At 41.8% G+C, this 19312-nt stretch carries 14 protein-coding genes; 7 read left to right on the plus strand and 7 right to left on the minus strand.

The window, feature by feature from the left end; genetic code table 11:
- Positions 1-92: 92 nt before the first annotated feature.
- The 5 genes from OSCIL6407_RS0106535 (at position 93) to OSCIL6407_RS0106555 (ending at position 4654) form a co-directional block, all read left to right on the plus strand.
- The gene (locus OSCIL6407_RS0106535; protein ID WP_007355069.1) at positions 93-515 is read left to right on the plus strand and encodes an SxtJ family membrane protein; all 423 of its coding nucleotides are present in this window, start codon (positions 93-95) and stop codon (positions 513-515) included.
- Positions 515-679, plus strand: coding sequence for a DUF5989 family protein (locus tag OSCIL6407_RS36160; protein WP_007355070.1), 165 nt, complete (start codon positions 515-517; stop codon positions 677-679). The genes OSCIL6407_RS0106535 and OSCIL6407_RS36160 overlap by 1 nt, the downstream gene beginning before the upstream one ends.
- Positions 680-683: 4 nt before the next feature.
- Positions 684-1886 carry an SGNH/GDSL hydrolase family protein gene (locus tag OSCIL6407_RS0106545; protein ID WP_007355071.1) on the plus strand — a complete coding sequence of 401 codons (1203 nt, stop codon included), beginning with the start codon at positions 684-686 and terminating at the stop codon, positions 1884-1886.
- A gap of 40 nt (positions 1887-1926) precedes the next feature.
- A complete protein-coding gene (locus tag OSCIL6407_RS0106550) occupies positions 1927-3252 on the plus strand; it encodes a hypothetical protein (RefSeq protein WP_007355072.1) in 1326 nt (441 codons plus the stop codon).
- Between the two features lie 76 nt (positions 3253-3328).
- Positions 3329-4654, plus strand: coding sequence for a hypothetical protein (locus tag OSCIL6407_RS0106555; protein ID WP_007355073.1), 1326 nt, complete (start codon positions 3329-3331; stop codon positions 4652-4654).
- A 47-nt stretch (positions 4655-4701) separates the two neighbouring features.
- Here OSCIL6407_RS0106555 and OSCIL6407_RS0106560 read toward each other — a convergent pair whose 3' ends face one another.
- The 3 genes from OSCIL6407_RS0106560 to secA all read right to left on the minus strand — a co-directional run bounded on the left by OSCIL6407_RS0106560 (position 4702) and on the right by secA (position 9827).
- A complete protein-coding gene (locus OSCIL6407_RS0106560; RefSeq protein ID WP_007355074.1) occupies positions 4702-5514 on the minus strand; it encodes a metal ABC transporter ATP-binding protein in 813 nt (270 codons plus the stop codon).
- Positions 5515-5729: 215 nt separating this feature from the next.
- Positions 5730-6785, minus strand: a complete 1056-nt coding sequence (locus OSCIL6407_RS0106565) for a metal ABC transporter substrate-binding protein (protein WP_007355075.1) — start codon at positions 6783-6785, stop codon at positions 5730-5732.
- Between the two features lie 231 nt (positions 6786-7016).
- Complete coding sequence (gene secA / locus OSCIL6407_RS0106570) at positions 7017-9827, minus strand: preprotein translocase subunit SecA (RefSeq protein WP_007355076.1); 2811 nt, start codon at positions 9825-9827, stop codon at positions 7017-7019.
- Positions 9828-10340: 513 nt separating this feature from the next.
- On the opposite strand from secA, the gene OSCIL6407_RS0106580 reads away from it, so the two are divergent.
- Complete coding sequence (locus tag OSCIL6407_RS0106580) at positions 10341-10988, plus strand: Uma2 family endonuclease (RefSeq protein ID WP_007355077.1); 648 nt, start codon at positions 10341-10343, stop codon at positions 10986-10988.
- 68 nt (positions 10989-11056) lie between these two features.
- Here the strand turns inward: OSCIL6407_RS0106580 and OSCIL6407_RS0106585 are convergent, their stop codons facing one another.
- On the minus strand, positions 11057-11443 hold the full coding sequence (locus OSCIL6407_RS0106585) for a hypothetical protein (protein ID WP_007355078.1): 387 nt from the start codon (positions 11441-11443) through the stop codon (positions 11057-11059).
- Between the two features lie 278 nt (positions 11444-11721).
- On the opposite strand from OSCIL6407_RS0106585, the gene OSCIL6407_RS0106590 reads away from it, so the two are divergent.
- Positions 11722-16164 carry a P-loop domain-containing protein gene (locus OSCIL6407_RS0106590; protein ID WP_007355079.1) on the plus strand — a complete coding sequence of 1481 codons (4443 nt, stop codon included), beginning with the start codon at positions 11722-11724 and terminating at the stop codon, positions 16162-16164.
- A 73-nt stretch (positions 16165-16237) separates the two neighbouring features.
- On the opposite strand, the gene OSCIL6407_RS0106595 is transcribed toward OSCIL6407_RS0106590, so the two are convergent.
- The 3 genes from OSCIL6407_RS0106595 to map all read right to left on the minus strand — a co-directional run bounded on the left by OSCIL6407_RS0106595 (position 16238) and on the right by map (position 19221).
- Positions 16238-16987 carry a hypothetical protein gene (locus tag OSCIL6407_RS0106595; RefSeq protein WP_007355080.1) on the minus strand — a complete coding sequence of 250 codons (750 nt, stop codon included), beginning with the start codon at positions 16985-16987 and terminating at the stop codon, positions 16238-16240.
- 381 nt (positions 16988-17368) lie between these two features.
- The gene (locus OSCIL6407_RS0106600; protein ID WP_007355081.1) at positions 17369-18367 is read right to left on the minus strand and encodes a S66 peptidase family protein; all 999 of its coding nucleotides are present in this window, start codon (positions 18365-18367) and stop codon (positions 17369-17371) included.
- Between the two features lie 92 nt (positions 18368-18459).
- Positions 18460-19221 carry a type I methionyl aminopeptidase gene (map, locus tag OSCIL6407_RS0106605; protein WP_007355082.1) on the minus strand — a complete coding sequence of 254 codons (762 nt, stop codon included), beginning with the start codon at positions 19219-19221 and terminating at the stop codon, positions 18460-18462.
- Positions 19222-19312 lie beyond the last annotated feature (91 nt).

Raw genomic sequence — 19312 nt, forward strand, 5'->3', positions numbered from 1 at the left:
AAGCAGCCACTACTACTTAACAACCAACAATGAACAACCAACCACTAACAACTAACAACTAACAAACAACAAAGTTTAATGATAAATGGCTGATGAGTAATCACGACAAAATACCAAAACTTGACAACAAAGGACTGCGCGACTTTGGACTGTTAATAGGTGGATTAATTGGTTTTATTTTTGGTCTATTAATCCCTCTACTACACCATCGTTCTATCAGCCTTATTCCTTGGTGGCCCTGGATTATCTGCGGTGTAATGATAGCTTTGGCATTGGTTGCGCCAGCAGCACTAAATCCTGTCTATCTCCTATGGATGAGATTTGGGCTGGTTATGCACGCCATCCAAACCCGGCTGATTTTAGGGATAGTATTTTACCTAATCATGCTGCCAATGGGGATTATTAAGCAGTTATTTGGTAAAGATGCTATGCAGCGTAAATTGGAAAGAGATACGGTGACATACCGCGTGCCTAGTAAAGTCAGAACAAAAGTTAGTATGGAGCGACCTTTCTAATGTTTGAAGCAACATTAGACTTTTTGAAAGATTTGTGGGCGTTTATGAAAGAACGCCAGAAGTATTGGCTATTGCCCTTGATTATTACCTTAGTTCTTTTGGGAGCTTTAATTGTATTGAGTCAGGGTTCTGTGATTGCCCCCTTTATCTACACGCTGTTTTGAGATAATGAGCAAACTGAAAAATTGGAGTGTCAATTTAGGATTGACACTCGGCAGTTTAGCAATAGGGGTGTTAATTGGTGAAGTAGGATTGCGAATTGCTGGCAGTGAGGGTTATCAAAAAATAGGAGATGTTGTAGATTCCGCACCGACAATTTTTCACACTTCCGATCCAGATCGCGGGTGGGGACTGAAACCTGGTGCTGCTGGCGATTGGCGAGGTGAGGGTGAAAGTTATGTACGGGTTAATAGCGATGGTTTGCGCGATCGCGAACACAATAAAGCTAAGCCTAAAAATACCTTCCGAATTGCAGTGCTAGGAGATTCTTTCACAGAGGCAATTCATGTGCCAATGGAAAGGACTTTTTGGGCAAAAATGGAAAATAGACTGGGAAAATGTGAGGCCATAAAAGGCAAGCAAGTTGAGGTAATTAATTTTGGAGTGCAAGGATATGGCACTGCTCAAGAATTGATTACTTTGCGGAAAAAGGTATGGGATTATAATCCTGATGTTGTTATCCTGGCTTTGTTTATCGGCAATGACCTCATCAATAATTCTCGTGAACTTGAATATGACCATTATCGACCATTTTTTATTTACGATCGCAATGGCAAATTAGTAGAGGATATGTCCTTTCGCAATCTCCCTCCTATCGATCGGAATCGCTATGCTGTTTCAATTGTTGATAGATTTCCTACTTGGTTAGTCAACAATTCTCGAATTTTACAAGTGACTAAAAAAGTAGAGCTAGATATTAAGAAGCGACAAATATCTGACAACTTTACAGCTTTAAGTGCTAATAATTTAAAGGAACCTCAAGATCAAACTTGGCAGGAGGCATGGCGCTTAACTGAGGATTTGATTGTATTAATGCGGAATGAAGTAGTCAATAAAGGTGCTGATTTCCTATTGGTTAATATCGGCGATCCAATGCAAGTTCAACCCGATCGAGCGAAAACTAAACAAAATATGGAGCAAAACAATATTCAAGATTTGTTTTATGCAGATAAAAGGATGCAGGCATTAGGCGATCGCGGGGGTTTTCCTGTATTGAATTTAGCTCAGCCTTTCCAGGCTTATGCTGAACAAAATAAGATTTGCCTGCATGGATTTGATAACGCCTTGCCCTGCGGAGGTCATTGGAATCCTGAAGGGCATCGGCTTGCTGCTAGAATGATTTCTGAAAAGCTGTGCCAACAATTGAAATAAATTCAACCCTAATATCTGAAATAGTAGGTGATAAGATTAAATGAAAGATTCTAATACAATTGAAAAAAGTAAAAATCTCTTAGTATTAATTGCTATTAACTTAGCTATTACCTTTGTTGCTTTAGAGGCTCTATCCTTAGCCTTTTATTTTATCAACAATAAGACCTTGTTTTATACAAGGGGGAAAACTCAAGATAAAATAGTAACAGACTTGGAAAGAACAGGAGTTAGGCTAGATGAATCTATTGTAGAACGGCTTCATCCTTTCTTTGGCTACGTGCTGAAACAAGGAGCATTCTCAAAGGAAGATTTAGGACTAAAAGTCAATAGCCAAGGCTTTTTTTCCATTTATGATTATCCTTTTATTAAAACTGATAAAAATCAATTTGTTATTGGAGTTTTTGGCGGTTCAGTTGCTAATAATTTTGTTCTTGATGAATATGTAAGCAAAAGATTTTCGGAAAAACTAAATAAATTTCCAGAGTTTTCTAATAAAAAAATAGTTGTTTTAAACTTTGCCAACGGTGGTTACAAACAACCGCAACAGTTGTTAATTTTAAGTTATTTTCTAGCTTTGGGTCAAAAGTTCGATCTTGTCGTCAACATTGACGGCTTTAATGAAGTAGCCCTCTCAAACTTAAACAATAAAGCTCAAGTAGACATGGGGATGCCTAGCGTACAGCACATACAGCCCTTGACTGGTTTGGCTAATAATAGCTTGTCGCCGGAAGTAATGAGTTCAATAGTTAAAATTAGCGAAACGAAAAAGCAGTTAAGAGCCACTATCAATAAGTTAGATAATTGTAACTTAGCTTTGTGTTATACTTTAACATCCTTGCACGTTAAACAATTAGTCAATAATTATCAACAACAAATTATTACTTATGACCAAAATGTAAAACAATCAAATACTACAGATAACAAGAATAATATAGTTTATATTCCTAAAAACAAGTCAGTTTTAGATGATGTTAGTGCTTTTGAAAAAATGGCGGCAGTTTGGTCTGAATCTTCTCTAATGATGAAGCAACTGTTAGCGAAGAGAAAAATTAAATATTTTCACTTCATACAACCAAATCAGTATTATCCAACAAAGCGAGTGTTTACTGAAGAAGAAAAGCAACTTTATTTGAGCCCGGATAGCCCATATTCTGAGGCGATAAAAAAAGGCTATCCATTATTGTTATCTAAAGTTGAGCTGTTCCAAAAGGTGAAGCTTAATATATTTAGTGCAGTCAATATTTTAGACAATACCAAAGAAACTGTTTACAAAGATGCCTGCTGTCATTATAATCAAATCGGAGATGAAATATTAGCCACCTATATTTCTAGCTCTATTGTCCAAAGATTAAGGGAGGAAAAATAGATATATAAATTGAGAAAGTTTATGATATGATAATTCACTAAATGTACAGTTAGAGAGTTAGGGATAGTACGCGGTGATGAAGGATTTCAACTTAATTAAAAGAAGCCCAGAGATAGTTAAACTCGCCTTGATTAACTTGGTGCTTTTATTTACTTTCCTTGAAGCAGGATCGCTAGGCTTATATTTTGTCAAAAATCACCAGTTTTTCTACACTAGAGAAAAACCAAAAGATACTCCAGATTTAGGAATAGATTTAGAAGGAGTACGATTGGGAGAGTCGATAGTAGAAAGAATTCATCCCTTTTTTGGGTTTGTTCAAAAACCAGGTGGTGATTTTAGACCTGGGTTTAAAATTAATAACTATGGTTTCATTTCACCCTATGACTATCCTTTTAAAAAGAAAAATAAAAATCAATTTATTGTGGGGATATTTGGCGGTTCAGTAGCTTCTAATTTTTCTATTTATGAAGTCCAAAACAAGATAGTTGCTAAATACCTAAAACGGCTTCCTGAACTAAAAGATAAAGAAGTCATCGTTTTGTCTTTTGCTACAGGTGGGTACAAACAACCTCAACAATTATTAATTCTCAACTACTTTTTAATGCTAGGTCAAGAACTAGATCTGGTCATCAATATAGATGGCTTTAATGAAGTAGCCCTTGCCAGCTTAAATAATCGAGAAAAAATTGATATTTCTATGCCAAGCGTTCAACACTTGCAACCGCTGACGAACTTAGCAAATAATTCTCTTTCTACAAAAGCTCTGACAGCAATATTGAAAATTCAGGAAAATAAAGATCGGATTAAAGATGCGGTAGAAACATTAAAAAATTGTAAGTTAGCTTTGTGTAATTCTATTAATTCTTTCTATATTCAAAGCTTTGTCAATGAATACCGCCGTAACTTAATTAGATTTGAAAGAGAGCGGAAGAAGCAAGCTAAGCAATCATCAGGAAGTATCATTTATGTGAATAGTGAAGATGCTGTATTAAAAGATCCTGTTGCTTTTGAAAAAATGGCAAATACTTGGGCAAAAAGCTCAATTTTTATGAATAAAGTTTTATCTAGTAGTAATGTTTTATATTTTCATTTTTTCCAGCCAAATCAATACTTCCCTACTCCAAGGGTATTCAGCGAAGCTGAAAAAAAGGTAGCCTTTAATAAAGATACTCCTTATGCAAAATCTGTGAAAGCTGGATATCCGATACTGTTTACGAAATTCAGGAATTTGCAAAAAAATAATGTGCGAATCTTTGATGCGGTAAATATTTTTGACAAGACAAAAGAGAGTGTTTATATAGATAGTTGCTGTCACTACAATAAGAAAGGAGAAGAAATATTTGCAAATTATGTGGGCAATTCAATTCTAAAACAATTAATTTCAGAAAAAGGGAAGAAATAAGATTGGTAATTGGTAATTGGTAATTGGTATAGCAAGCGCCAAGATAATTACGACAAAAATTTAGGTAAGTTTTGCTGCATTTGATGACGAATAGAAGTGCTATCGCTAGCAATTAAAATCCGGTCGCCTTGGTGATAAACTATCATTTGAGCACCAAAAGTCTGCTCTAGATTAGCCGGAGTAAAAACATCAATAGGTTGACCTTGACAGATTAAGCCGTGATTGAAACATACCACCCAAGGTAAATGTGTGGCTACGGAATTAAGGTCATGGGTAGAGAGAAAAATTGTCAAGCCTTGCTGATTTAAATCTGCTAAAAGATGCAATAGTTCGTGCTGAACTTGCAAATCAGAACTGCTAGTAGGCTCATCTAAAAAGACTATTTCTGGTTTTCCAACTAATGCCCTAGCCAGAAAAACTCGCTGCTGTTGTCCCCCCGACAATTCGCCAATAGGTCGATCGGCAACGTATTCAATCCCGACGCGGGCCAAAAATGAGCGAGCCACTGCGCGATCGCGTTTCGATGGCAACGGCCAAATCTTCTGCTGTCTGTAACGCCCCATCATCACCACTTCTTCCGCTGTCACCGGAAAAGTCCAATCTACTGTTTCCACCTGCGGTACATAGCCTACTTTTGGCGGTGCAACTTCTGATTTTAATCGTTTGCCCCGAAACCAAATCTCTCCACCCCAAGGGCGAATTAACCCTAAAATTGCCTTAATCAGCGTGCTTTTACCGCTTCCCGATGGCCCCACTAATCCTGATAACTGACGCGGATAAAGAGCCAAATTTAGCCCTGTAAATACTGGCAGTTTTTGATAGCCGCAAGTCAAGTTTTTGACTTCTAATATTGGTTCCATTACATTATTGGGCTTAATTTTTGCTAATGGCTAATGGCTAATGGCTAATGGCTAATTGCTAATGGCTAATTGCTAATGGCTAATTGCTAATTGCTAATTGCTAATGGCTAATTGCTAATAAGTAAGGTGGGCGCTCGCCGACCATCATCTTAGGCTATGAAAAACATCGCTTGAGGCGGCGAGCGCCCACCCTACATTTAATTAACCACTAACAATTACTTCGATGCTGTCGGCCCCACCACATTAGCAGTATTGACATTTTTAACTAAGTCGGGATTACCGCCCAAATTAGCAGCAAGTATCTCCAAATTCCTAACCATCATCCCAATATAAGTATGTTGAGGATTCGAGTTTTCCATTGCATTAGCGGAACCCTCACCAGGTAATTCATCATCAGCAGTATTGGCTGTTTTTACATTTGCTTCACGGGCAATTTGCTCTTCTACTTTACTGGGGTAAACTTCCGAGCCAAAAATAGCAGGAACCCCTGTTTTACGAACCTGATCGACTAGCTGTGTCACCTCTTGAGCCGAAGGTTCTTTAAAATCTGAAGGCTGGATTGCACCAATTACTTCAAAACCGTACTCTCTCGCCCAATAAGCCCAAGAATCGTGATAGGTAATTAGCTTGCGATTCTTTTCAGGAATACTGGCAACTATGGCGCGGGTTGCTTTATCTAATTCATCCAGCCTTTGCAGGTAATTTTTTAAATTAGTAGCATAGTAATCTTTACCTGCGGGATCTAGTTGGGTTAACTGTTCGGCTGCTAGTTTGGCGTAGGCTTCAGCGTACTTAGGATTTACCCACAAATGAGGGTTTGGATCTCCTTTTTCCTTGGGAAAGCTGAAGTCAAAGAGCCATTCATTTTGAGTAATAGTGTTGTTACCTAATTCATAAATTTTGGTGTCTTTAGGCTTAGAAGCGTTGGCCAATTTTTCTGTAGGAACTTCCAAACGCAGACCGTTAGAGATAATTAAATTTGCTTTAGAAAGTAGTTCGCTATCTGAAGGGCGTGGCTCGAAAGTGTGAGAATCAGCGCCCTCTGGAACAATACCCTTGACTTCCACGCGATCGCCTGCAATATTGCTGACAATATTAGTGATAGGAGCTACTGTGGTTACGACTAAAGGTTTAGCTGCTGTCTGAGAGTTGTTGGGGGAAGTAGAAGTGCTGGTAGCTACAGGAGTTGGAACTACTGTTTGATTCTCAGTTCCCCTACAGGCAACCGTCATCATGCTCAGTACTAATAGCACTGATGAAATTTTAAGCATTGGCTGTGAATATGATAGTGCAGGCTTAATAAGCTAAACCTTTTCTCTAGAAAAACGCAATGCCCTATGGGGGCATTTAGTAGATTTATAGTATTTGTAACGCCGCCATCCTGGCGGTATCCTTACCGCCGAGAGGGCGGCGTTACGTAATTTAAGATCGGCTATATAAAAAACAAAAATGAAGGCATTTAATCCTTCATTTTCACTTTTTAATCTTTAATTTTTAATGCCTCAAACCATCTCAGAGGACATTTGCACCTGCGGTTGCGGCTGAAACTGGAACAGGGAATAAACCACATTGCGGCGGATATCTGTCATCATATCCAAGAACAGCTCGTAACCTTCAGTCTTATACTCAATCAGCGGGTCTTTCTGTCCGTAACCACGCAACCCGACAGACTCTCGCAAACCATCCATTTGTTGCAAATGTTCGCGCCACAAAGTATCGATTTGCTGCAAAATAAAGAAGCGTTCCGCATCCCGCATTAAACCAGGTCGGATTTGATTAACTTGAGCTTCTTTAATGTCATAAGCATTTCTCACTTGTTCGTGCAAGAAAGTTTTGATTTCATCCACTGATAAATCTTCCAATTGAACGGGAAGCATATCTTCTAGTAGATAAACAAACTCTTTCACTTTTATTACCAACTTTTCCAATTCCCATTCTTCTGAAGGTAAATCAGGATTAATATATGCTCCCACGATGTCATCCATCGTTTGTTCTGCATACTTAATCACCTGTTCTTTAATCTCTAAACCTTCCAATACCCGGCGGCGTTCGGCATAAATCGCGCGGCGTTGATTGTTCATCACCTCGTCGTATTCAAACACCTGCTTGCGGATATCGTAGTAGTAAGTTTCTACCTTTTTCTGAGCACCTTCGAGGGAACGAGTTAGCATTCCCGATTCGATGGGCATATCTTCCTCTACGCCGAAAGCCTGCATTAAATTGGCTACGCGATCGCCCCCAAAAATTCGCAGCAAGTTATCTTCTAAACTGAGGAAGAATCTAGTCGAACCAGGGTCGCCTTGTCTACCTGCACGCCCTCGCAACTGGTTATCAATCCGCCGGGACTCGTGGCGTTCCGTCGCGATTACGTGCAAACCGCCAAGTTTGACAACTTCATCGTGTTCGGTATCGGTAAACCTCTCGTACTCGTGGAGGATTTGATTGTAAACGTCGCGAAGTTTCTGGATTACGGGTTCTTGCGTCGGCGCTTTTTCTGCGGCTACAGCTACCTTATCCTCAGCCAATAATTCTGGGAGACTGCGTTCTCCGTATTCCTTAACTGCGAACTCTACGGCCGCCTTCAAGTTTTGCAGAGTTTCCTTAGATAACTCCGTCGGGAACAACTGCGGCGAAGCCTTCCAACTCTTCACCTTCTGAGTGGGGGCAAAACCTTGAGCTTTGCTACGACCACCGACTCCGGGAACCTGTACTGGGGAAAAGTTGCTGTCGTCCTCTGGAAGCACAATCCGGGGCATAAAATATTCCCGTAACTTCAGCCGGGCCATGTATTCAGCATTCCCACCCAGAATAATATCCGTACCGCGTCCGGCCATGTTCGTGGCGATCGTGACAGCATTTTTACGACCTGCTTGGGCAATAATTTCAGATTCCCGTTCCACATTTTCCGGCTTAGCGTTGAGCAAATTATGGGGAATTTTGCGTTCTTGCAATAGCCGCGACAGTAATTCCGATTTTTCTACACTGGTAGTACCAACCAATACGGGGCGACCCACTTCGTGCATTTCGGCGCATTCAGCCGCGATCGCACTCCATTTACCCGCCTCCGTCTTGTAAACTACATCCGAGAGGTCATGCCGGCCAGTCGGGCGGTTAGTCGGACATACCGTCACTTCCAGGTTGTAAATCTTCTCAAACTCCGCCTCTTCCGTCTTCGCCGTCCCCGTCATCCCCGACAATTTCGGGTAAAGTAAGAAGAAATTTTGATAAGTAATAGTAGCAAGCGTCTGAGTTTCCGGCTGAATCTCCACCCGTTCCTTCGCCTCGATCGCCTGGTGTAAACCATCACTCCAGCGACGACCCGGCATCACCCGTCCCGTAAACTCATCAACAATTACCACTTCCCCTTCGCGGACGATGTAATTAACATCCTTAATAAATAATTCTTTCGCCTTCAGCGCGTTAAAAATGTAGTGAGCCCAAGGATCGGCGGGGTCGTACAAATCCTTAACCCCTAAAATTTCTTCAGCTTTGGCAAAGCCTTCATCAGTCATCAGCACATTGCGGGCTTTTTCGTCAACCTCATAATGCTCTTCTTCTTCCTTTTTCAGGGCCGCCGCCACATCCGCCGCCCGCAGATACTTCTCGCTGGGGCGTTCCACCTGACCCGAAATAATCAACGGCGTGCGGGCCTCATCAATCAACACCGAGTCAACTTCATCAATAACGCAGAAGTTGAAAGGGCGCTGCACCACATCTTCCATCGCCGTCGCCATATTATCGCGCAAGTAGTCAAAGCCTACTTCGCTGTTAGTGGCATAAGTAACATCGCAGGCGTAATTTTTCTGACGTTCCCCCGGTTCCATTCCCTGCTGAATCAGTCCCACAGTTAAACCTAAAAAGCGGTGGATCTGCCCCATCCATTCCGCATCCCGTCGCGCTAGATAATCGTTAACGGTAATGATGTGTACTCCTTTACCGCTGAGCGCGTTCAGATAAGCTGGGAGAGTAGATACTAGAGTTTTGCCCTCACCAGTTTTCATCTCAGCAATTTGGCCCTTGTGGAGGATGATACCGCCGAGGAGTTGGACATCAAAGTGGCGCATACCCAAAACCCGCTTTCCCGCTTCCCGCACTACTGCAAAGGCTTCTGGCAGGATTTCATCTAATAACTCTTTTTCCTCATTGAGCGATTTAACTTTCTCTAGACGCTGTTTGAACTCGCCTGTTTTAGCCCTGAGTTCATCGTCAGAGAGTGGTTTGATGTCTTCCTCTAAGACACCGATATCAGCAACCCAAGGCTGAAATTTCTTAAGTTTGCGTGCATTGGGATCGCCGAGCAGATGTTTAAGCATGGCAGGAGAGGCAGAGAGGTGCGGTTACGGTACTTTTTTTACCATATTACAATATTTTGCGACAGGACTCAGAGGCTAGGCTCTTGGGAATAGCTTTACTTGGGCGTAGTGTGGGGAAGCAATTCTGGTGTTAAATTAGCGATATTTGGCGATGCTTGGGGCTAGCTATGCCTATGGGCTTTGATCTTTGGGAAAGGACGATGCTTGGGGGTGGTTACGCCTACGCGCTTTGATATTTGGGCTCAGAGAGGGGCGATCGCGCTTAATCTTTCGGCATCTTTTACCAAGTTAATGATATTCAGAGTAAATCTTCCTCAGATAACTGGGCTATTTTCATTAAAGCTCTCAAGGTTACAACTTTTAAATCTTGATTGCGGTGAACAGGAATTGACAAAATTTGTTCTGATTGAGTTATTTGTTAAGGATATTATAGCAACCATCAATCAATTCTTAAAATGTTAGCTATAACTTTGCTATAATTAGGAATATCCCATTTTTGCAGGGAATTAAAATATGGTATTACCCACAATTACTGAAGATACAATTTCCCTCGCAGCAGGGGACGAACTCATTCTGCGCTTTAGAACTTGGGAAGATTACGAGGCATTGCTAGCCCGTCGAGAGGATAAGGCTGGATTGAGAATTCGCTACAACAGTAAAACCCAAGAAATTAGAATTATATCTCCATTGCCCAAACATAGTAATCAAGCCGATTTATTAGCAGATTTGGTCAAAGCTTTAATGCGATATGAAGGCAAAGATTGGGACGCATTTACCCCAATTACGCTGAAGCGGGTTAATAAACAGGGAATTGAACCAGATTACTGTTTTTACATTGACAATCGCGATCGCATTTTAGGGAAAGAGCGCATTGATTTAGAAACAGATCCCCCCCCTGATTTGGTAATTGAGATTGACCTGACTTGCACGACTAAACCAGAAGATTATCAAGCGATCGCACCTTTGGAACTCTGGGTTTACCGTCAAAGTCAATTATCGATCTATCAATTCGAGTCACGGCAATATCGCGAGTCTGAGGAGAGTCGATGGTTTCCCGGTTACGATCTGAAAAGGTTAATTCCTCAATATTGCGATCGCGGCTGGCAAAGTGGTTCTAGTGTGGCGGTGCGAGAGTTTGAAGAGGTGTTGCGATCGCTTTGAATAGATGGGATGGGGAGAGAGCGATCGCATTTAACCAAAACAACCTTGCCCACCCATCATGTGGTATTCTAATCTCTAATCTTGCCGTACTTCCGTTTTAAATAATCCGGCATGATAGTCGGGCGATAGATATTCTGTTCCCATTCCCGATATTTCCCCAGCTCGTCAAAGTGATAAGTGTTAGGGTGGCAGTAGCGCCCATCTGGGAACTTGTAGGTACACTTTCCCTCTTTATGGGCCCAAGCCTTATTTTTGCGATATATTGACCAATGCCGCCCCACACTCCCGTCTAGCAAGTCGGTTTCACCTACTGGCATTTTTAGCACCGATTGCACGTAAACGAGCAGGTGACTTGATTCGGAAAGGACGCACCAATGTCCTTCTGGGATACCTGACAAACTATTTAATAGCTGCTCAATCCGCTTGATGTAGCCAGTAATTTCGCAAGTTTTCATTTTATTTCTCCTCTGTGGTTTTTTGAACAAAGGAGAAGTTCGTTGGCCAACTGTGCTTCTCACACTTCCATAATCGTGAGTTAGCAAGGGTTTCGCTCGATCGCATTTAGATCGAACCGAAAATGATCTAAAATTGATCTTGACATCCTATAAATCATGTGTATGGCTTCACTCAAAGCTTCTGAAGAAGGAAAAAAAAAATTGAGAGTGCGTTAGAAAAAAAAGAATGGACTAAATGTGAGAATAGTCAAGCTATTCAAGAAGCGAGTCGCTGGATCGTGTTGTCATATTTTCGTGAAAAAGAATGGACGGAAGAGACGCAATTAAAGCGCCGACAACTTGAAAGCTGTAACCTTTTTGATAAAAAATTTCTTGATAAAATATTTCTAGCTTATAGATCTACCACTTATAAAAAAATCGAATCTGAAATCGAAGAATTAAAAGTAAAGGGAATTTCCTATGGAACTTGGAATCATTTTTATAGAAAACTACCCATAAAGACAAGAGCATTTAAGGCTTACTGTGAGATATTAGGACTGAATTGGGAAGAGATTAAAGAAGATCCACCACAGTCTGAACAGACAAATCATATTAAGACTGAGATACGATCTTTTGGAGGTTCGGAAGTCAGCGATCGGACCTTGGCACTCGTTGAGGAATACACCAAGCTATTTGTTGGACGTTCCGAGATGCTAGAACTCCTGAATGAGTTCTTAAGTCAATCTGACAACAGATGGAAAATTATTACCGCCAAGGCGGGTTTTGGTAAAACAGCACTGTTAGCAAACTGGGTAAAATCACGCCAGGGAAACGATTGTTTTATCGCTTATCACTTTTTCAGTCAACGTGATGAAATTACCCGTTCAGTCGTTAATGCCTATCGCAATCTGCTGCAACAACTTTATAATTACTGCAAATTGAGTAAACCGTTGCCCCACGATAAAAATGAGTTGCGGGATGCTCTTCGTGACATTGTTAAAGACTGGAAAGGAAACTCTTTAGTTGTTGTCCTAGATGGTTTAGATGAAGCCGATGGTTTCTTCCTACCACCCTTTCCTACTCCTTTGCCTCAGAATGTATTTGTTATTGCTTCAGCGAGAGCCTCTAAAGGGGAGCAGCCAGAAGGCTTGTCTGGTTGGACAAATGATGTTAAGCCGATACACCTCGATTCTTTACCCCGTTGTGCGATCGCAGACTGGTTACGAAAAACTGGTAAGGGTGAGTTAGTAACTCTGGCACAGGACGAAACTTTTGTGGCGCAGGTGTGTGATCGCACTGACGGAATACCACTTTTTCTTAAATACTTGATCGATGAGTTGTTAGAAGTAGCACAACAGGGTGAGGAAAGTGCAATCCGCAAAACACTTGCAGCAACACCCAAAGGCTTTCCTGAGTACATTCGTCAGCAGTACCAAGCTTTAGATCGATCCGAAGATTGGCGTTCTCACCGACATAGGCGAAAGATATTCTATTTTCTGACTATTGCCAAAGGAGAGCTATCTTCCTACGATTTAGTAGAACTCATGGGAGAAAGTCCAGTCGGACTGCCGTGGCAGGTAAGTCGATGGTTCAAAATTCGTCAGTTAGAGGACTGTCTCGTATTCTCTTTCGCTCATTCGACATTAGCCGAACAATTTGCCGTCCTGCCTGAAATCCAAGCGGATACCAAAAAATCTCATCAGGAACTGATTAAATATTGCGCTCAGTGGGAGAAATACCAGAGTCCTTATGCGTTCCGGCATTATGCGGAACACTTGTGGGATGTGAAGGACTGGGAGGAGTTGTATGCGATCGCACGTAACGAAGACTTTTACTCGCACTCTATTAAACAGTTTCCCAATGAGCCTGACTTGCATTTAAAGACGGTGCAGACTGCCTTGTTAGCGGCAGCGGAGGAAGACAAAGCAGGAGAAATGGCAGAGTTTATGCTGTTACACGCACGGCGGCTGGTACAGACAACAGCCCAAGATTCACCCCTAGATGCTTTGCGGAAAGGCAATTTAGGAGGAGCTTGGAGACTGACAGATTTATATGAAATCGAGCGGCGTATATTGTGGTATTTATTGCTGGCGTGGGAATTGAAAGATACAGGCAGATTTGAGGAAGCACGGGAAACACTGAAGCGATTGCAGGAGCAGGAATTGCCTCGTTTATCAACTTATCCAGATATAGCGTGGCAAAGCAAGTATTTTATTTACCTACTTGCTCATGTTTTTGAAGTGAGTGAGGATATCTGTACTTCTTTAGAGCAAAAGCTTTTTGATAATTACTATCGCTATATTTTGTGTGCTAATCTCAGCGATCGTGGTAACTTTGCTGCTGCCCTAAAAACTGTCGAGAGTATTAGACCGGAGTCAATGCAAGTAGACTATCTACTAAATATAGCAAAAGCGCAGGTGCAGAAAGGAGATATAGAATATTCTGCTACCTTTACCAACGCTCGTGAGATTGTAAAAACACTTGTTTCAACCTTAGACTGGGAAAGATTGATAGGGAAAATAGCAACAGCCCAAATAGAAGTTGGCAACGGAGAATCAGCACAAGCCATTTTGACTGAAGCTATTGAAACAGCAGATAATAACATATACAACCCTTTAGATCGAGCACGTGCGTTTGTTTATCTAGCAAATCTTCAGGCAGAGGTAGGAATATTTGAAGAAGCGCTCGCGACGCTAAAAAAAATTGACTGTCAACCACAAGAAATTGAAAATATTTTTATACGTATAGAGATATTATTTATAAATATAGATATAGCTAAAGTCTTGTTCAAAATCGGAAATAAAAGCAAAGAAATCAAAGATATTTTTGCAAGAATTATAGAAATAGTAAATGGTATTGCAGACCAAGAGAATCGAACTCATACTCTAGTAAATATTGCTATATCGCAAGCTGAAGTAAGAGAATTTGACGATGCTCGTGAAACGGCTAAAAAAATCGACTTTTTAGACAGACAAGCATACGCCTTAAAGACAATAGCGATAGAGCAAGCCAAAGTGAGGGAATTTACTACCATTGCACTAGAAACTGTTGAAGAAATTGAGATTAAAGATTATCAATTACAGGCTTTATCTGCAATTGCTATATCGCAAGCTGAGGGAAGAAATTTTACTGGTGCGTTTGAAACGGCAAGCCGGATTGATTGGCTAAGGTATAGAGCAAAGGCTTTTTGTGGAATTGCAATAGCTAAAGCTCAGGCAAGCCCATTTACTGATGATGCACTTAAAATTGCTGAACAGATTGAGAGTAACGCAGAACAAATGGAGGCTTTGGTAGGAATAGTAAGGGTACAAGCGCAAGTGAAAAATTTTCCCGCCCTGTTGAAAATCAAGGACAAGGTTTGCGGTAAAGAGCGGAAGCATGAAGTTTTATCAACAATAGCAGAGGCATACGCAAAAGTAGAAGTTTTATCAACAATAGCAGAGACATACGCAAAAGCAGAAGAGTTTACTACTGCCTTCGAGATAGCTACAGAAATAGATATTCCATTAATGCAAGCGAAAACTTTAGGAGTAATAGCAGAGGTACAGGCACAAGCTGGACAAACTGAAGCAGCACGAGCTACTTTTTCTAATGTCTTTAAAATTGAAAAACCCCTTGAAGCTTCAATCTCCTTTATCAGGTTATTAGCCCTAGCGAGGATAGCAGAAGTACAGGTAAAAAATGCTCAGAAAGAAGTAGGAGTGACTACCGCTAGTATTGCCTACGAAATCGCACAAAGTATGGATAATCCGGTGGCAACAGCAAATGTACTAGCAGGAATATTAGTACAAATACTCGTAGAAGCAGAAAAAATACAAGAGGCAAAAGATATTTGCGATCGCGCTTGTGAAATTGCACAACAGATTAGTGACAACCAAGAACACCAACGCTCAAAAAGTTTCGGATTAATAGCAGAAGCACAGGCAAGGTTAGGAGAGTTTGACGTTGCTCTCAAAACATTGGAAGCAATCCGAATGCCATACTTTCGCGTTAATGCGCTCATAAGTATAGCACAGTTACAGATAGAGGCAGAGCCAGAGCAAATAGAGAAATACAAGATAGTCCTGAATAAGGCTGATGAATATGATAAAAATGCCGATCCTAAGCTGCTACTTTTTGCAGACAAGGTTCAGCTTTTGACTATTATAGCAGTGGCACGATCGGCTGTAGGAGAAACCGAAGCAGCCTTAGCAAATTTTGCCGCTCTTCTTGAAGCTGCACAAATAAAAAATACACGGGATCGTGATAAAGATTTCTCTATAATAGCTAGAGGATATGCAGAAGTAGGGGAATTTTCCACTGCTATTAAAATTAGCAACGATATAGAAGATGGATACCAGAAAATAAGCACGTTTTTGGCAATTGCCTGCGAGCAGTTCAAAAAAGGACAACAAGTTACAACTCTTGATATCGCCCTTGCAGCTAAAGAAAAAATTGAGGATGAACAAAAACGCTTGGAAGCGCTCAAGAGAATTGCTCAAATACAAGCAATAGCAGGAAAAGGTGAGGAGGCTCTAAGAACATTAGAGGCAATGCTTAGCGACCTTAACACGCACTTACGTGACATTGCCTTATTGTTCGCTCAAACAGGCGATCGAGTAAATTTTAAACGCTTGTTAATTCCCTGTGCATACTATTTAGATACTGCCTATCAAATGTGTGAATATTTAGCGCGGCTGTATCCAGAGCAAGCATCAGCAGTGGCAACACTTTTAAGTGATTTGAATGAAACGGAGCAGTAGTTTGCGATCGCACCTCATCACCCTCATAAAAAAACGCGAAGGCTAGTATATGCACCTAGCCATCATTATCTATTTACCTGCTAATACAGACCCCGCCTACAGACACCCGGCATCGATCTCTAGGGTCTTCCGCCGTAACAGAGTCTAAATCTTTAGTGCGAGCATTGTAATTATAATCCCCGGCAGGGATAGCACGAGTCGGTTGAGCGCAATGGGTAGACTCGTCACCATCTTCACTAAACGTTACCCTGACCATAGTACGCCTCAAACGGCAGTCCAAGGGTCGCAGTCCAAACTCATCTTCTAGAAACTGTTCCCTGTCATCGCTACTGTCATCTCTCCGATTGTTCCGGCTATTTCTAGTATCGCGATCGCGATCGCCATCAATACCCGAAACTTCTAAGGTATATCTACTATTACGGGAAGCATCTTTAGCCAAAACCAGGAGTTTGTACTCGCCAGATCTGGGTATGCGATAGGTAAAAGAATTCTCTTGGGAATAAGCCAATTGTTTGTTACTATCGGCATGGAACAAAACTAATACTGGAGAAAAGCCGCCTCTATCCATATCTAAATTGACTTCAATTTCCTCTCCAGCCTCAGCGCTAAAAGTGTACTCTTGACCGCGCAATTGCTCCACAGGCGTGCCTGGACTCCACATATTCCGAAAGCGGTAGGTAGGAGAGTTACTGCGAATTACGCCCTCAATAGGATCGTTATTCCGCACCTCTTCGGCCCCAGCGCTTGAGGAAATGCCTGTTAGCGCCATGCCTGCAATTAATACGCTTGCAGCAATACTACTGAAAAATTTACGTCCTTTCATAGAGCCTCCAAACAGCGAAAATCTCTGCCTTTGATTCGCCTGCATCTAAATTTATAACCTAGTCTCAATCTAATTTACTTAATACAGTGTTTACCTCCCTCAACCGGGCTATTTACGGAGTCAAAATTAGAGAAATAAAGTTATAATTTCTAGCCATAAATTGGTAGCTGGGCGCTGGCATAATACCAAAACCGGGTTAGTCATCCCCTTTATTAGTAATTCTGTCGTCATTGCGAGCGGAGCGAAGCAATCGCAGAGACTAGGCGATTGCTTCGCTCCGCTCGCAATGACAATAAAAGGGGTAGTAAACCCGGATTTGGCATAATTTATATCCGCAGCGATCGATATTCTTCAGTGACAGCGCCCACCCTACGTTTAATCCTAGCCGCAACTTAGAATTCCAGAGTCACCGTCAAGCTCAGCGGGTATTCCCACAGGTAGAGCAGCATTGGGGCCATCGTGACCGAAGGGTAGGTCAGAGACAATGGGGATATTTAAATCCGCTAGGCGATCGCGCAATACTTCTTCAACGGTAAAACTAAGAATATCAGGAGTCGCCTCGCAGCGGCTAAATCGCCCTAAAGCAATACCTCGAACCCCTGAAAAAGCCCCCATCATCCGCCACTGAGTCAACATTCGATCGATCCGGTAAGGAGCCTCAGTAACATCTTCAAAAGCGAGAATCGCATTAGTTAAATTTGGTTGATAGGGAGTTCCTAACAGGTGAGTAGCAACAGTAAGATTTGCCGGCAATAAAACGCCCGTTGCTCGTCCACCTCCCCAACCTTTACCCTGTAAAGGTTTTAAAGCTCGGCCTTCCACTAAGTCAAATAATCGCTCAACAGACCAGTCTGGCTCAGAGGCTAAAGTTGTCAGCAGGGGGCCATGAACGCCCCAAATACCAAGATGAGCCTGACTCCAAAGTAAAGCCGTAATGTCAGAAAAGCCAATCAACCATTTGGTAATTGGTAATTGGTAATTGGTAATTGGTAATTGGTAATTGGTAATTGGTAATGCTTCCCTGCTCCTCTGCTCCTCTGCTCCCCCGCTCCCCTGCTCCCCCGCTCCTCTGCTCCCCCGCTCAAGAGTTCCCCTGCTCAAGAGCTCTAATAAGCGAGTGCTGCCATAACCACCTCTAGCACAGAGAATTGCACGACATTCTGCATCTTTGAGAGCATCAGTGAGTTGGTCTAGGCGGGTGTCATCGGTTCCGGCTAAATAACCCCAGCGGGAGTCAAAACCGGGGGTAAGTTCAACTCTATAGCCATGCGATCGCCAAATTTCAACACCTTTATCAAAAGCTTTAAATTCTCGCAAACAACCACTCGGAGCAATTACCCGCAGCAAATCCCCGCGTTGCAGCCACTTTCTTTCACTCATATAGCCGTTTTCAATTGAGTATGTACTATTTTTAATTAGTAATTAGGAATTTGTTAACAGTTAACAGTTAACAGTTAACAGTTAACAGTATCTCAAGGCAAAGTTAGAATTTCCACACCAGACTCAGTAACAGCTACAGTATGCTCAAATTGAGCAGTAAGCTTACCATCTTGGGTGACAGCAGTCCAACCGTCATCAAGGATCTCAACTTCCCAAGTACCCTCATTAATCATTGGCTCAATCGTAAACACCATCCCTTGTCTGAGACGTTTACCCGTCCCCCGCTTGCCGTAGTGTAAAATTTCCGGCACAGTGTGGAAAATACGGTGGATTCCATGTCCTGCGAAATTCTGCACTACAGAAAATCCTTCAGCTTCAGCATATTCTTGGATAGCTGCGCCGATGTCACCGATGCGAGCTCCTGGCTTCACTTCCGCAATTCCTCTTCTGAGACATTCCTCTGTTACTTCTACCAGTTTCTTTGTTTTTGGTGCAGGTTTTCCTACAAAAAAAGTTTTAGAAGTATCACCATGAAAACCTTCAACAATTGGCGTTACATCGATATTAATAATATCGCCTTCTTTCAGAATTTGTTTAGCATTGGGGATGCCATGACATACTACTTCATTGACGCTAGTGCAGATAGATTTAGGAAATCCTTTATAGCCTAAAGGTGCGCTTTTAGCACCATGAGCTAAAGTCCAGCGTTCCGCTTCGTCGTTAAGTTCGAGAGTGCTAACTCCTGGTTTTACCATTGGTTCGAGATGGTTAAGGAGTTCCGCCGCTAAACGTCCGGCGTTACGCATTTTTTCCAATTCTCTACTTGATAAAAGCACTAAAGTGTCATTGCTCATAGTTATTTTCTTCCTTAATTAACGCTTAGCAAACCTTCAATCTAATAGGACTTACACATGGTTGTACAGCAACCGTCTTGGCGGTAAAGTC

The organism is Kamptonema formosum PCC 6407, from assembly GCF_000332155.1.
Classification (GTDB): domain Bacteria; phylum Cyanobacteriota; class Cyanobacteriia; order Cyanobacteriales; family Microcoleaceae; genus Kamptonema; species Kamptonema formosum.

Excerpts from the sequence above, each read along its gene's own strand:
- OSCIL6407_RS0106555 (WP_007355073.1), top strand. The coding sequence starts at position 3,329 with ATGAAGGATTTCAACTTAATTAAAAGAAGCCCAGAGATAGTTAAACTC.
- OSCIL6407_RS0106550 (WP_007355072.1), top strand. The coding sequence starts at position 1,927 with ATGAAAGATTCTAATACAATTGAAAAAAGTAAAAATCTCTTAGTATTA.
- OSCIL6407_RS0106545 (WP_007355071.1), top strand. The coding sequence starts at position 684 with ATGAGCAAACTGAAAAATTGGAGTGTCAATTTAGGATTGACACTCGGC.
- OSCIL6407_RS0106595 (WP_007355080.1), bottom strand. The coding sequence starts at position 16,987 with ATGAAAGGACGTAAATTTTTCAGTAGTATTGCTGCAAGCGTATTAATT.
- secA (WP_007355076.1), bottom strand. The coding sequence starts at position 9,827 with ATGCTTAAACATCTGCTCGGCGATCCCAATGCACGCAAACTTAAGAAA.
- OSCIL6407_RS0106580 (WP_007355077.1), top strand. The coding sequence starts at position 10,341 with ATGGTATTACCCACAATTACTGAAGATACAATTTCCCTCGCAGCAGGG.
- OSCIL6407_RS0106585 (WP_007355078.1), bottom strand. The coding sequence starts at position 11,443 with ATGAAAACTTGCGAAATTACTGGCTACATCAAGCGGATTGAGCAGCTA.
- map (WP_007355082.1), bottom strand. The coding sequence starts at position 19,221 with ATGAGCAATGACACTTTAGTGCTTTTATCAAGTAGAGAATTGGAAAAA.
- OSCIL6407_RS36160 (WP_007355070.1), top strand. The coding sequence starts at position 515 with ATGTTTGAAGCAACATTAGACTTTTTGAAAGATTTGTGGGCGTTTATG.
- OSCIL6407_RS0106600 (WP_007355081.1), bottom strand. The coding sequence starts at position 18,367 with ATGAGTGAAAGAAAGTGGCTGCAACGCGGGGATTTGCTGCGGGTAATT.
- OSCIL6407_RS0106535 (WP_007355069.1), top strand. The coding sequence starts at position 93 with ATGAGTAATCACGACAAAATACCAAAACTTGACAACAAAGGACTGCGC.
- OSCIL6407_RS0106560 (WP_007355074.1), bottom strand. The coding sequence starts at position 5,514 with ATGGAACCAATATTAGAAGTCAAAAACTTGACTTGCGGCTATCAAAAA.
- OSCIL6407_RS0106565 (WP_007355075.1), bottom strand. The coding sequence starts at position 6,785 with ATGCTTAAAATTTCATCAGTGCTATTAGTACTGAGCATGATGACGGTT.